Origin of the sequence: Geoanaerobacter pelophilus (genome assembly GCF_018476885.1) — a bacterium.
Lineage (GTDB): Bacteria > Desulfobacterota > Desulfuromonadia > Geobacterales > DSM-12255 > Geoanaerobacter > Geoanaerobacter pelophilus.
The window spans coordinates 84045-97114 of sequence record NZ_JAHCVJ010000001.1; the positions used below are offsets into that span (position 1 = coordinate 84045).

Annotated in this window: 12 protein-coding genes; 4 read left to right on the plus strand and 8 right to left on the minus strand. The window is 48.4% G+C overall.

Features of this window, described 5'->3' with window-relative positions; translation table 11 throughout:
• Positions 1 to 104: 104 nt before the first annotated feature.
• The 3 genes from KI809_RS00360 to KI809_RS00370 are packed head-to-tail and all read right to left on the minus strand — an operon-like array spanning position 105 to position 3799.
• Entirely contained in the window at positions 105 to 2567 is a 2463-nt protein-coding gene (locus tag KI809_RS00360; protein WP_214169543.1) for an AMP-binding protein, read from the minus strand.
• A gap of 52 nt (positions 2568 to 2619) precedes the next feature.
• A complete protein-coding gene (gene pgsA, locus KI809_RS00365) occupies positions 2620 to 3210 on the minus strand; it encodes a CDP-diacylglycerol--glycerol-3-phosphate 3-phosphatidyltransferase (RefSeq protein WP_214169544.1) in 591 nt (196 codons plus the stop codon).
• Positions 3211 to 3217: 7 nt separating this feature from the next.
• Complete coding sequence (locus KI809_RS00370; RefSeq protein WP_246559191.1) at positions 3218 to 3799, minus strand: transglycosylase SLT domain-containing protein; 582 nt, start codon at positions 3797 to 3799, stop codon at positions 3218 to 3220.
• 207 nt (positions 3800 to 4006) lie between these two features.
• On the opposite strand from KI809_RS00370, the gene nadB reads away from it, so the two are divergent.
• The 4 genes from nadB to lgt are packed head-to-tail and all read left to right on the plus strand — an operon-like array spanning position 4007 to position 6920.
• Entirely contained in the window at positions 4007 to 5602 is a 1596-nt protein-coding gene (nadB, locus tag KI809_RS00375) for an L-aspartate oxidase (RefSeq protein ID WP_214169546.1), read from the plus strand.
• Between the two features lie 46 nt (positions 5603 to 5648).
• On the plus strand, positions 5649 to 5945 hold the full coding sequence (locus KI809_RS00380; protein WP_214169547.1) for a chorismate mutase: 297 nt from the start codon (positions 5649 to 5651) through the stop codon (positions 5943 to 5945).
• The gene (locus tag KI809_RS00385; RefSeq protein WP_214169548.1) at positions 5929 to 6144 is read left to right on the plus strand and encodes a hypothetical protein; all 216 of its coding nucleotides are present in this window, start codon (positions 5929 to 5931) and stop codon (positions 6142 to 6144) included. The genes KI809_RS00380 and KI809_RS00385 overlap by 17 nt, the downstream gene beginning before the upstream one ends.
• On the plus strand, positions 6141 to 6920 hold the full coding sequence (lgt, locus tag KI809_RS00390) for a prolipoprotein diacylglyceryl transferase (RefSeq protein WP_214169549.1): 780 nt from the start codon (positions 6141 to 6143) through the stop codon (positions 6918 to 6920). Before KI809_RS00385 ends, lgt begins: the two co-directional genes overlap by 4 nt.
• 26 nt (positions 6921 to 6946) lie before the next feature.
• Here lgt and KI809_RS00395 read toward each other — a convergent pair whose 3' ends face one another.
• The 5 genes from KI809_RS00395 to KI809_RS00415 all read right to left on the minus strand — a co-directional run bounded on the left by KI809_RS00395 (position 6947) and on the right by KI809_RS00415 (position 12870).
• Positions 6947 to 7375, minus strand: a complete 429-nt coding sequence (locus KI809_RS00395) for an ATP-binding protein (protein WP_214169550.1) — start codon at positions 7373 to 7375, stop codon at positions 6947 to 6949.
• Positions 7376 to 7388: 13 nt separating this feature from the next.
• Positions 7389 to 7724, minus strand: a complete 336-nt coding sequence (locus KI809_RS00400) for an STAS domain-containing protein (RefSeq protein WP_214169551.1) — start codon at positions 7722 to 7724, stop codon at positions 7389 to 7391.
• Positions 7725 to 7817: 93 nt separating this feature from the next.
• Positions 7818 to 11057 (minus strand): sodium:solute symporter family transporter, encoded by a 3240-nt coding sequence (locus KI809_RS00405; protein ID WP_214169552.1) that lies wholly within the window; start codon positions 11055 to 11057, stop codon positions 7818 to 7820.
• An 8-nt stretch (positions 11058 to 11065) separates the two neighbouring features.
• Positions 11066 to 11311 carry a hypothetical protein gene (locus tag KI809_RS00410; RefSeq protein WP_214170455.1) on the minus strand — a complete coding sequence of 82 codons (246 nt, stop codon included), beginning with the start codon at positions 11309 to 11311 and terminating at the stop codon, positions 11066 to 11068.
• The gene (locus KI809_RS00415) at positions 11311 to 12870 is read right to left on the minus strand and encodes a bifunctional aminoglycoside phosphotransferase/ATP-binding protein (protein WP_214169553.1); all 1560 of its coding nucleotides are present in this window, start codon (positions 12868 to 12870) and stop codon (positions 11311 to 11313) included. Before KI809_RS00415 ends, KI809_RS00410 begins: the two co-directional genes overlap by 1 nt.
• Between the last annotated feature and the right edge of the window lie 200 nt (positions 12871 to 13070).

The window sequence follows — 13070 nt, forward strand, 5'->3', positions numbered from 1 at the left end:
CTCCAATCAATTTAGTATGGTATATGTCTCTTTCTATAATGTTTATAACGAATTGTCAATTTCATTAATGCGCAGGTATCCTCCAAACAAGAATGCCTTTAACATCACATAATCTTAATTGCCTTTCTTGAAATCTCAACTATTTCATGGGGACTTTCCAGGCCGAACCTGAGAGGTTTTCCAAACACAACAGTCACTATACCTCGTTTCGGCCACCCGGCACCTCTCGGGAAGACCCTTTCAAGTCCCTTGATTTTTATCGGCACGACAGGGATGTCCAACTCCTTTACCATGATTCCCAAACCTTCCTTAAAAGTAAGCATTTCACCAGTAGCAGAGCGTTCCCCCTCCGGGAAAACCAGGATGTTGCGGCCTCGGTCAACCAGCCCCCCCATATGAACTAAAGAACTACGGAAACCGTATGATTGTGGCAGGGGAAAGAGGTTGAGTGCCACAGAGCCATAGTCGTAGGTAAAGCGCTTCCACATTTTCTGAAAAACATTGCGAAAATTCTTGAAAAAAAACTCGGCCCAGACTGCTGTTGCCGTATTGTAACGCCAAGCTTTTGGCAGCGCCCTCATGATGGTCGGCTGATCCAGGTAGCTCACGTGATTGGCAATAAAAAGCACCGGAGGCTTCACTCCAGAAAGATGTTCAATTCCACTTACTTTAAGGACTACAAAAGTGTCAAGCAGGGGGAAATGAAGCGTGTAATCACAAACCTCACGCAATACCTGTACTGGTCTGGTGTTCGGCCAACTGCGAAATTTGTCGGAAGAAAAGCGCTTATCTCTTCGTGAAACGAGCGCTCGTAAATCGGAAATTTTTGTCTGAGGACCGATAAGGGCATCATCAAGATCAAGCCGAAACTCCTGCTCAAGGACATTAACCAGCTCAAGCTTGCCTAAAGAGGTAAGCCCCAGTGAGGCAACAAGTGATGCATCCTCAGTAATCAGATCCGGGCTACTGCCGGTAATTTTGGCAACAATTGCGGTCAAGCGATCTTCACTGTGAAGTGTTGCCGTCTCCATACCTTCCACAAGAAGTTTCTTAACAAGGTATTTTTGCACCTTCATGGTGGTTGTCTTGGGGAAGTCGGCCTCGGGCCAGAGCGAAAATCCGGTTATTCTTTGAAGGTCGTCAAGCCGAGCATTGGCTTCCTGGATTATTTCAATCGGCATACGACCGTTGCCATCTGGGATAAGCACAGCGTGGACCTCTTCCCCTTCCCCCTTGTCAAACCCGATTACACAAGCCTCTCTGACGCCTTGAATCTTGTTGAGCAATTCTTCAATCTCATCAGGATAAACATTTATGCCGGCGCCAGTAACGATCAGTTCCTTACGCCGCCCCCTAAGATGAATAAAACCATTGGCATCAGACTCTCCCAGATCGCCAGTACGGAACCATCCGCCCGGCATGAATGCCTGGTTGGTGGCTTCCTCGTTTTCGAAGTACCCTGGAGAAATGTTCTCCCCGCGGGCCAGCAGTTCCCCCTTTTCAAAGATAACTTCAACACCAGGCAGAGGAAGCCCCACCGATCCCGGAGTCTGCCGATCAAACGTATTGGCTGCAAGAACCGGCGAGCACTCGGTAAGCCCGTACCCTTCAACCACACGAAAGCCTAGATCGGCCCAAAATCGAAACAGATCTTGAGAAAGAGCGGATCCTCCTGAGACAAACAACTGGAAATGAGTTCCGAATTTATTCCTGATTTGAGAATTAATCAGCTTGCGAAATATTGTTGAAAATGGAGTAGCACCCCGGTAGAGAGGTGCCAACCCTTTTGCTGCCAACTCTCTCTCAATAGAGTTCTTTAAAAGTTGCAACAGTCTTGGCACTACGATAACCGCGTGGATATCCTCGCTACTAAAAGCCTCCATAAGCGCTGAAGGTTTGATGGTACGAAGATAGACAATTGATGATCCGTGGGATAACGGAATGAAAAGACCTCCCATCTGTTCAAACATGTGAGATAGAGGAAGGCACGAGAGAAATTGATACTCTTGACGTACGACCGGGATATGGGAATTGACTTGCCTCAGGTTTGCCATCAAGTTCCCATGAGTAAGGATCACCCCTTTAGGGGCACCTGTCGTGCCAGAAGTGTAGATCAACTCTGCAATTTCAGGTAGTTCTGCAGCATGAATGGCTTCGAACGGCAGCTCTTCCGAAAGTATATGCGGCAGGTCTTCAATGAACAAAGAAGGCACGCCGGCAATTGTTTCCCCTTTTGCCTTGCTCTGTATTGCCAATCTAGCAGACGTGAGCCGGGCAATTACTTGGGAGCGCTCAAAACCGGCGGCAAAATCGATTGGGACAACAATAACACCCCTAAGGATCGCACCCCAGAATGCCACTACCCACCAGGGTGAATTCGGTGCCCAGATTATAAGCCGATCGCCAGGGACAACACCTGCGGAAGCCAGCCAGCCGGCCATTCTTCGCGCATTATTATGAAGCTCGGCATAGGTCATTACCCTTCGTCTGATGCCAGTCCTGTAAATCAGCGCCGGACGGTCACCCCATGAAGGGAAAGTCCCGAATAGGTCGATCAAGTTATTCATGCATTAGAGTGTATAGTGTGGGGCAGGATACGCAACAACCGAAAGAGGAGAATTACTTGGCGATCACTTTGATGAATTTGGCGAGATAATCCACCCCAGACCAGATGGTTATGACAGTGGCAATCCAGAGGTAAAACATCCCAACATTGTGCATATTGACCGTAAGTAGTGGATGATCGATGGAAAAATACGGATGGTAGTCATAGTGGAGCAGGAGACCGATAATCGCTACTATCTGGAAAATTGTCTTATATTTGCCTAGATCACTCGCAGGAATAACGATCCCTTCAGTAGAAGCGATACCTCTGAGCCCGGTTATTATTATTTCGCGACCAAGTATTACCAGAACCATCCAGGCAGGAACTCTCCCGAAGGGGAGAATCATGATGAGTGCCGCCATGACAATCAATTTGTCGGCAATCGGGTCGAGAAACTTGCCGAAAACCGTCTCAATCCCCATTCTCCTGGCCAGATAACCATCAAGCCAGTCAGTTACCGAAGCAGCGGAAAAGAGAGCTGCAGCCCAGAAACCGGCGTCTCTTGTCGGTGAAAGAAGAAGGGTCGCTAAAAGAGGGATGGCCGCAATCCTGAGCAAGGTAAGGATGTTGGGGATATTCCATATTGGATTGTTAGCCACTGGCATTGAAAAATCAGTTCCCTTTGTAAGTGTTTTTATAACTCATTACTTTTTCGACGTAATTACGTGTTTCTATATATGGTGGAATCCCGTTATGCTGGGCAACCTTGGATAATCCGGCATTATAAGCTGCTAAAGCAAGGGTTTCATCACCCTTGCAGGTGTCCAGCAAAAACCGGAGATATTTAACTCCGCCGCGAATGTTCTGGGCCGGGTCAAAGGTGTCCGCGACCTTCAGGTGTTCAGCTGTCTTGGGCATTAGTTGCATCAGGCCACGCGCGCCCTTGCGGGAAACCGCATTGGGATTGTATCCAGACTCGGCATGTATCACCGCTTTTACCAGCGCCCTGTCAACACCGTACTGCTGAGAATACTTATTGATCAAGGTTTCGTATTCTGCAGGATTGCCCATGAGTCGAAAAGAAGTGCGAAGCCTCAGATCCTTTTTGATATCGCGCATGAAGATCTTGAACCGACCATCCGTGGGAGAATCGGTAAAGTGTACAACTCCTTCACTATCCTCGTACTTATAGATGTCGGCACAGACGGGTACCACCTGCAGTATGCATAAAAAAAACGCGATGAGAGCAAACATTTGGATAAAGATTGAGTTCATGAGTACTCCCGGCAAGAACCGCCAACACAGACCGGTTTGGCAATACTATCTTCTAACAGACCTTATTTCAAGCATTTATTAGAAATTCTATAACTATTCCAGCCACAATCCCTTGACAACTGCGCATCGGAGGTAAATAATCGCCTCCGGCATTAACAAGTATCTTATCGGCAGTATGGGGGAAACATGAAACTTCAAAGTGATTTCCTGGTCATCGGCAGCGGCATAGCCGGTCTCTCATTTGCACTGAAGGCGGCCAAACACGGCAGCGTTGTCATTGTGACCAAGCGTGAAGTAACCGAGTCAGCTACCAATTACGCGCAGGGTGGGATTGCCTCGGTTTTTTCTCAAGAAGACACCTTTTCAGCACATATTGACGATACACTGGTTGCAGGGGCCGGTATTTGCCACGAAGACGTCGTCAAACTTGTTGTTGAGGAAGGCCCACAAGTAATTCGTGAACTTATCAACTGGGGAGTTAATTTTACCACAAGTGGCGACACCTACGATCTGACTCGTGAAGGTGGACACAGTCAACGGCGCATTCTACACGCCGAAGATGTTACCGGCCGAGAAATTGAACGGGCCCTTGTAGCGGCAGCACGGCAAAACCCAAACATAAAGATTCTTGAGAATCATACTGCTGTTGACCTAATTACAGAATCAAAGATCACGCACAAGCGGATCAAGCCGAACCGCTGCCTCGGAGCTTACGTCCTCGACAATGAATCCGGAGTGGTCAAGACCTTCTCCGCGAAGATTACCCTGCTAGCTTCAGGAGGAGCGGGAAAGGTTTATCTGTATACCTGCAACCCGGATGTGGCAACAGGAGACGGGGTTGCCATGGCATACCGAGCCGGAGCAACCATCGCTAACATGGAGTTCATGCAGTTTCACCCAACAACCCTTTATCATCCACATGCTAAATCCTTTCTGATTTCTGAGGCCGTTCGTGGGGAGGGCGCGATACTCCGCAGACGAGATGGCACTGCCTTCATGGAAAAATATCATCACCTTAAAGATTTGGCACCGCGTGATATTGTGGCCCGTGCAATCGACAACGAGATGAAGGTACATGGTGATGACTGCGTCTACCTTGATATCACCCATAAAGAGCCGGAATATGTTAGATCTCGTTTCCCCAACATCTATCAGACCTGCCTCGAGTACGGCCTGGACATGACCCAGTCTCCGCTGCCAGTGGTTCCGGCAGCTCATTACCTTTGCGGCGGCGTGGCAGTGAACGGAGATGCTGAGAGTGATATCAAACACTTATATGCAATTGGTGAAGTCGCTTTTACCGGACTGCACGGAGCCAACCGCCTTGCCAGCAACTCTCTGCTGGAGGCCGCAGTCTATGCCGGAAGGGCCTACCAGCATTCAAGCTCAATCCTCCAGGAGATCTGTCACTCGGATCTCGTAGTCCCTGAATGGGACAGCGGTACAGCCACTGACAGCGACGAAATGGTGGTTGTCTCGCAAAACTGGGACGAAATCCGGCGCTGCATGTGGAACTATGTGGGCATAGTTCGCTCCAATAAACGCCTGGAACGCGCCCTTAACAGGATCAGGTTAATTCAAGAGGAGATTGATGATTACTATTGGGATTTCAAGATTACCTCAGACCTGATTGAACTGAGAAACATAGCCACAGTAGGCGAGCTTATTATCCTTTGCGCTCAGCAGAGGAAAGAATCGCGTGGCCTTCACTGCACCATTGACTATCCTGAGCGTGATGATATCCACTGGATGAAAGACACCTTTGTCAGGAAGCAGTTCTGATGAAGTTACCCCATTACATTAGATTATAAGACTCACAGGAATTTACATGACCATTGACGACATAAGAAAACGAATCGACCTTATGGATGACGTACTGCTCCGGATTTTCAACGAGAGAGCTCGTCTTGCACTACAAATCGGCCATATCAAGAAGGGCCTAGATCTACCGGTCTACGATCCTTCGCGGGAAAAAAGGATTTTCACCCGGATGAAAGGAGAGAATCCAGGACCGCTTGACGACGGTGCCATAGTCAGGCTGTTTGAACGTGTTGTTGATGAATCGAGAAGACTTGAAAGGATCATGTCACAGGCTGAGGGGAATGAAGATGTTAATAATTACTAAAATAAACGCGCCCGAAGAATCACTTGACGAAATAAAGGAATTCCTGATCAACAAGGGATTTGACATACACCAGTCAACTGGTGCCAATAGAACTATCATTGGAGTCATTGGCGATACGGAATCACTCGATGAGCACCTGATTGAAACCATGCCCGGTGTCAGCCAGGTGGTAAGAATCAAGAAAGACCCTGCTGAATGACCTTCCCCGTCATTGACCCGGTATTCCTTCGTATTGGCCCACTGGAAATGCGCTGGTATGGCCTCATGTACATCTTTGCATTCAGCTCGGCCTATCTGCTCATCAACCATGCAGTCAAAAAAAGAGCGATCCCTCTCTCAAAAGAAGGAGTAGCAGATCTCGTATTTGCGGTAGCCCTTGGCATAATACTCGGCGGCAGAATCGGTTACATTCTCTTCTACAACCTAAGCTATTATATTGCCAACCCTTTAAAGCTACTGGCTGTCTGGGAAGGAGGCATGTCATTTCACGGTGGCTTTGCCGGTGCTGTCATAGGTGGTATCATTTTTTGCCACAAGCGGAAGCTTAATTTCCTGGAAATAGCTGACATTGGGTTCCTGACAGCACCAATAGGCCTTATGTTCGGCAGAATCGGCAATTTTATCAATGGAGAGCTCTATGGCAGGGTCACAGACGTACCATGGGGGATAATCTTTCCTGGGGGAGGGAACCTGCCCAGACACCCTTCGCAGCTTTATGAATCTTTTTTTGAAGGCCCGCTTACGTTATTGCTCCTCTGGCTTATTTGGCGGGCGAAGCGCCCAGCGGGCACGGTATTGTGGAGTTTTATAGCGCTATATGGCCTGTTTCGCACATTTGTTGAATTTTTTCGGGAACCAGATCAGCAGATTGGATATATTGCGGGGATATTTTCCATGGGTCAGATATTAAGCTTACCAATGATTATTGTCGGTAGTGCTATGATCGCCTATCTTAACCGCCCGCGCAACCTGTAATAGAGGGCCGTGGGGAACCAGTACCGTCACAAAAGTTTTTTGGTCATCTCTAGGACATTGCCGTCTGCCATGCTCCGGTAACAGACCGAATCCATCAGCGAGCGGATCAATGAAATCCCTCGTCCTCTGTCTTCAAGTACGTTCTCCGAATTCGGCGTGGGAATATTGTTGATATCAAACCCCTGACCGCTGTCGTGAACCTGAATAACCAGCTCATCTGCCGCAAAAAAGATAACCACTCTGACGACTTTGTCAGGATCGCTGGCATTGGCATGTCTTATGGCATTTGCCATAGCTTCGGTAAGCACTAGATTGATATGATAGGCAAGCGTCTCCCTATCCCCGCTGTATCGATACAGCTCATTGGCAATATCCTCGCCGATCTTACCGATAAGGCTAAGGTAGCGGGTCTGGTTGGGAACCTTTATATCAACCTGAATCTTTTTCTCTTCCATTGCATCCTCTTGTTCAGAAGGTATCCAAGGCTTCTTCAGATGAGCTGAAGATCTCAAAAACGCGGTGGAGTCTGGTAAGCTCAAACATCGACTTGACCTGCGGCTGCAATCCGGAAAGCTTCAGGTTCCCCTGGTGGGAAATCGCATTCTTGAAACCGGAAACAAGCGCCCCAAGCCCGGAACTATCAATAAACCGGACATCTTTTAAATCAACAAGGATATTTTTTTCCTTTCCCTCAAAAAGGGCGGCAAGTTCGGCCTTAAGATCTCCCGAATTATGGGCATCAAGCCGCTCCTCTCGTACAAAAATGATTGTAACCTCGTTTTTTTTCTCGGTTAGTAGATTCATAATTCGCTCCTAATCAGTCGTGTGTTTTTAAAATACTATCAAATATCGATTCAATCACAATGATTGTATGATACTTTCCTCTTAAACTCCTGATCAAACAACCTTCATAACAATCAAAGAGACATCATCAACAAAGACATTCTCCTCGCCAAAGCCGCGCGCAGCGGCAAGAATTGCCTCAAGGATAGTCTCAGGATCACTGGCCCGCAGTGAAGTGACTAGTTTCGACAGACGTTCCATGCCAAAAAGCTCCCCGTCACTTCTGGCAACCTCGGTAACACCGTCAGTATAGAACACAACGATATCGCCACTGGTAAGCGAAACGACCTTTTCCTCAAACTCAACTTCCGGACGGACCCCCAGGATAAGCCCTTCGGCATCAAGCTCTTCACAGACTCCAATACTGGCGCGAACCAGGAGAGGCTGATTATGCCCGGCACTGGCATAGGTAAGAGAGCTATTGGCCTTATCAAATGTGGCATAAAACATCGAAATAAAGAGTTCCGCACTGGTAAGGTCGTCATACAACAAGCGATTCAAAACGGTGAGGATGCCACTTGCACCTTCAGCTCTCTGAGCCTGCGCCCGGAGCACACTCCTTGTCTCAACCATTATTAGTGCCGCGCCGACACTGTGTCCGGAAACATCAGCGATGACAAGATCCAACAGAGACTCCCCTCGCTGGAAAAAATCGTAATAATCACCACCGACATGGGCAGCAGGCAAGCATCTGCTAGCAAATAACAACCCTGGCACATCCGGCGGGCTGGAAGGGAGCAGAGACAATTGGATCTGCCGAGCGAGCTCCATATCCCTGGTAACACGGGCAGTTTCAAGCAGAGCCTGCTCTTTTTCCCGCCGTTCGCGATCCTTTGCCTCTCGTTCTCGTTCAATCTTTACCGCTTGCGCAAGTTGACCTGCCAGACTCCCCAACAGCCTGAGAAAAGGCTGAGTAAACATCCCGACAATTGACTTGGAAAAGACGGAAAGCATACCAAAAGGCCGGTCGCCTTCGGTGGCAATCGGAATATGGGCAAAAGAACGAACCCCTTCTGTTTCCATTATGTCCCGCGATTTGGGCTTGGTTATATTGCGCGTATCATTGATAAATTGCGGTTTATTGCTCAGAAAGGCCTCACCGATATAGGTATCTATTTCCGGAAGCCAGTCCCTCTCAACGATAGTGCTCCCGGCAAATCCCCTGAAACACCGAACACTTAGAACTCCATCCTGATTGGTCAAACGGATAATGACCAATTCGAACTTGAATTCATGCTGCAGCAATTCCAGCAGGTCATCCATTATAATGCCCAGATCAAGGGTGCGATTCATGATTTCTGATGCCTTCAGCCTCACATACAGAGCCTCTCGGCTTTCTTCAAGAGAGCTCCGAACAGTACTGAAGGCATCGTAAACCGACTCCATCCGTGAACCGATGTCGGACAGATAGCTTTCAACGATCGCTCCGGCTGCAGCAGCACCGACAGAACCGGCAAGAGTTCGTTCAATGAAACGCTTCAGGTTAGGAAGCTCGAACTCCGACACCCCGCCTTTTTCGTCGATTTCACGGTCTCCCATATATTCGCTGATTGCATGATGGGCCTGCTCCTGCCCGATAAACTTTGATAGCAGCCCAACAAATTCAACAATCGTTATCGGCTTTGAAAGACGCTTTGTCTCGACGCGCTCAACTTCACTGCGTTGAAAGACATCAACAAATTTCCCTACCTGTTCACACTCAGTCTCCCCCTGCCCTAGTAGAATCGAGCAGACGAGATATCCTCCGACATTGAAAAGAATGCTCCAGAATATACAGTGGGTCCAGATGTCGAAACCTGCGAGGCCAAAGAGTTCGGTCGGTTTCAGAAGGGATATTCCGAAGGGGCCGATCTCAAGCATGTCAGTCTGCCACCAGCCGGATTTGATGAACGACGGCAGCAACAGTGTATAGAACCAGATAATAAAGCCGAGAAGAATGCCGCTGATGGCCCCGGCCTTATTACCTCTGTGCCAGTACAACCCTCCCATCAGGGCCGGCCCGAACTGGGCCGCTGCGGCAAAAGAGATCAACCCCATATTTACCAGCATGTAGGTCTCGCCTAATATCTGCTGATAAGCATATCCGAGCAATACCACGAGAAAAATGCCGCAACGCTTTAGATTAATCAAGAGGAAGGGGAACCAGTTTCGGGGTTCAAGTTTGACAATGATCGGCATGATCAGGTGATTGAGCAGCATCGTGGAAATTGCCACAGATTCCAGCATCACCATCCCTGCTGCAGCAGAAAATCCACCAAGAAAAGCCACCAGTGCAAGCCAATGATGTCCGGCGTTAAGAGGCAAGGTCAATACGAAAAAATCTGCCCCCTTGCTTCCGCCGGTTGAAAGAATCCCGGCTAACGCCATCGGAAAAACAAAAAGGTTAATGGCAAACATATATGCCGGAAAGAGCCACATCGCCTTTTTTATATGTTCTTCAGACGAGTTCTCGATGACCATCACATGAAACTGGCGAGGAAGAAACATGACAGCGCCCATAGAAAGGTAGAGCATGGTAAACCAGGTATAAGCCGACGTTTCTTTAGGAGAGCCAAAAGTGGTCAATTGGTCAAAAAACGCGGGGGCACGATCATACATGGCGTGAAAGATTTCAGTGACGCCACCATACATCGAGTAGCAGACAAACACCCCCACGGCCAGAAAAGAGAGGAGCTTGACCATTGACTCAACAGCAATTGCCGCCACAAGACCTTCATGCCGCTCAGACGAAACCAGGTGCCGCGCACCGAAGATAACCCCGAAAAGGCCAAGCACAACCGCTGCAATAAACCCGGAATGCTGCTGCCCCGGAATGGTCCTGTGCAGTGCCGGCGCCTGTTGATGAATATAGGTTGCGAGGATGCTGAAAGTTGTCGAAACTGCCTTTAACTGCAGAGCTATATATGGAATTATCCCCAGCAAGGCGATTAGTGTGACAAGGGCGCCAAGCCATTGGGATTTGCCGTAGCGTGAACTGATAAAGTCAGCAATTGAGGTTATATTATTCTCTTTTGTTATCCTGACGATTTTTCTTAAAACAAACCACCAGGAAAAGGCAGCAAGTGATGGCCCGAGATAAATAAGGAGGAAATCAAGGCCGGTTGTAGCTGCTTTACCAACGCTTCCGTAGAATGTCCAGGAGGTTGCATAAATGGCAATGGAGAGCGAATAGATGAAAGGGTTGGAAATTATACTTCTCCCCTGCTCCTTCCGGCCATCGGCATAATAAGCGACCATAAACAGGAGCAGGATATAAAGAAAGGTAACGCCTATGATTAGTTCGATGCTGAGCATTGCAGAGATTACTCTCTCTCCTGGTCGTCACGACTGTCTATTGCCTTTGTAAACAGGACAATTACAACAATAGAAATAAGCCAGCCAATTATCAGATACAGATAAAGCAGCGGAAATCCCATGAATTTCGTCGCCTTATCAAAAATACTGATAAACGGGTAGTTCATCATGATAATGCCCAAGACAAAGAAAATAACCCAAGATTCCCGGAGCCTGAGGCGGCGAACTAGTCCTTTCTTTACATTGGGCCACATCATGCAATCATTCCCAGTGAAGTCAACACAGTATCGACCCCGTCATAAACATCGCCTGAAGTTGGCACAGCCAAGTAAGGCTCTTGAAGAGGATCAGGCCAGTCAAAAGAGTCACACATGGCCCGGTATAATTCCGGCCTGCCATCGGAAAACCGATCGGGAACTGCCTTACGAGCGGCAAGGCGCTGTATGATTACCTGTTCCGACGTATCGGTCATCAATAGGCAAACCGCAACACCGGCCTCTTCAGCACCTTGCCTGAATCTCTGCCTGTCGCCAACACGTCGAAAAGTCGCATCTACTATGACGCTTTCGCCATTTGCTAAGATAGCAACGGCTCGCTGCAACAGCTCCGAATAGGTTGTTGCATCCGCCTCGTCACTATAGATACCTCGGCCATATTCATCCTCAGCCGGCATGCCCGAACTAAAAAGCTCTTTGCGCAAACGGTCGGAAGACAAATGTTCCACCCCGAGTTCTCGACCAAGATGAGCAGCCAACGTACTCTTGCCACTGCCAATCATGCCTCCGACCATGATCAAGGTTGGCGGGAGTGAGTGACGCACTACATACCCCCGTGCCAGGCTGAAATAGCTCTTCGCCGTTTCCTGCGCAATGGCTCTATCCTCAGGCGCCACTTCAGAATCGCGTATAAAAAGACTGGCAACCTTGCCCCTAACAAAAGCACGGTATATCTTATAGAACTCAACCACGGCCAGGCAGCCGTAATCACCTGTCAGCCGGCAATACTCATCGAGAAAAACCCGCGCAAGGTCACGACGGTAATGATAATCCAGATCCATAAGCAAAAAAGCAATATCCGAAGCAGTATCGATATACCGAAAACGGTTGTTGAACTCGATACAGTCAAAGATCCAGACTTTGTCACCAATGCATATATTGGCGAGATGCAGGTCGCCGTCGCAATCCCGAATGAATCCGCCGGCCACACGTTGAGCGAACAGTTCTCTATTTTCAGCAAGGAAGCGAGTCACCCATTCACGGAGGAAGGCGAAGCCTTTTTCGGAAATAGCGTCTCCGACAAACGGAGCAACTTGGCTGAAGTTTTCTATCCAGCTCTGCTGGACCGAATCTGCTGAACCGTTCTGGGTAATCTCCTCACTTTGTCCTGCATTTAGATGGAATTGGGCAATAGTAGATGCAATACGCAGAATGTCAGTATCGTTAAGGTCACCACTTTCGACCAAGCGATCAAGCATACGCTCGTTAGGGAGCCGCCGCATTTTTACGGCATAATCTATAACCGCGCCATCTCCGGTAAAAGCAGCGCCTGCGGGACTTTGCCTGACTTCCACAACCCCCAGATAAACTTCGGGCGAGAGGCGCCTGTTAAGGCGGACCTCTTCCTCACAGTAAAAACGCCTTCGATCAATTGACGTGAAATTAAGAAACCCGAAATCAACCGGTTTTTTTATTTTGTAGACATAAAGATCGGTAAGGAACAGATATGAGATATGAGTCTGCCGGAAATCGACAGACTTTGGGATATCGTCATAAGCCTCCGGTCTTAACAGCGACTGAAGAAGAACGTGGTCCATTTCCTCTCCACAATGAATCGAATTTACTGCAGAAACTTTAACATACGACACCATAAAGGCAAGCCTGACGGGGAGTTATTTGATTTGACGGCTCATCCTAATTATGCTACGTTTCACCCTTGTGAAAAGGGACGGTTTTTCGCCCAGTTCCCCTTCTCGCCGAACTCAAATTCCACAGAAAAACCAACTGTCGATCGGAT

Coding starts and splice junctions, on each gene's coding strand:
- KI809_RS00400 (WP_214169551.1), bottom strand. CDS start 7,724: ATGAATCTACTAACCGAGAAAAAAAACGAGGTTACAATCATTTTTGTA.
- KI809_RS00380 (WP_214169547.1), top strand. CDS start 5,649: ATGACCATTGACGACATAAGAAAACGAATCGACCTTATGGATGACGTA.
- KI809_RS00385 (WP_214169548.1), top strand. CDS start 5,929: ATGTTAATAATTACTAAAATAAACGCGCCCGAAGAATCACTTGACGAA.
- lgt (WP_214169549.1), top strand. CDS start 6,141: ATGACCTTCCCCGTCATTGACCCGGTATTCCTTCGTATTGGCCCACTG.
- KI809_RS00415 (WP_214169553.1), bottom strand. CDS start 12,870: ATGGACCACGTTCTTCTTCAGTCGCTGTTAAGACCGGAGGCTTATGAC.
- nadB (WP_214169546.1), top strand. CDS start 4,007: ATGAAACTTCAAAGTGATTTCCTGGTCATCGGCAGCGGCATAGCCGGT.
- pgsA (WP_214169544.1), bottom strand. CDS start 3,210: ATGCCAGTGGCTAACAATCCAATATGGAATATCCCCAACATCCTTACC.
- KI809_RS00395 (WP_214169550.1), bottom strand. CDS start 7,375: ATGGAAGAGAAAAAGATTCAGGTTGATATAAAGGTTCCCAACCAGACC.
- KI809_RS00370 (WP_246559191.1), bottom strand. CDS start 3,799: ATGTTTGCTCTCATCGCGTTTTTTTTATGCATACTGCAGGTGGTACCC.
- KI809_RS00405 (WP_214169552.1), bottom strand. CDS start 11,057: ATGCTCAGCATCGAACTAATCATAGGCGTTACCTTTCTTTATATCCTG.
- KI809_RS00360 (WP_214169543.1), bottom strand. CDS start 2,567: ATGAATAACTTGATCGACCTATTCGGGACTTTCCCTTCATGGGGTGAC.
- KI809_RS00410 (WP_214170455.1), bottom strand. CDS start 11,311: ATGTGGCCCAATGTAAAGAAAGGACTAGTTCGCCGCCTCAGGCTCCGG.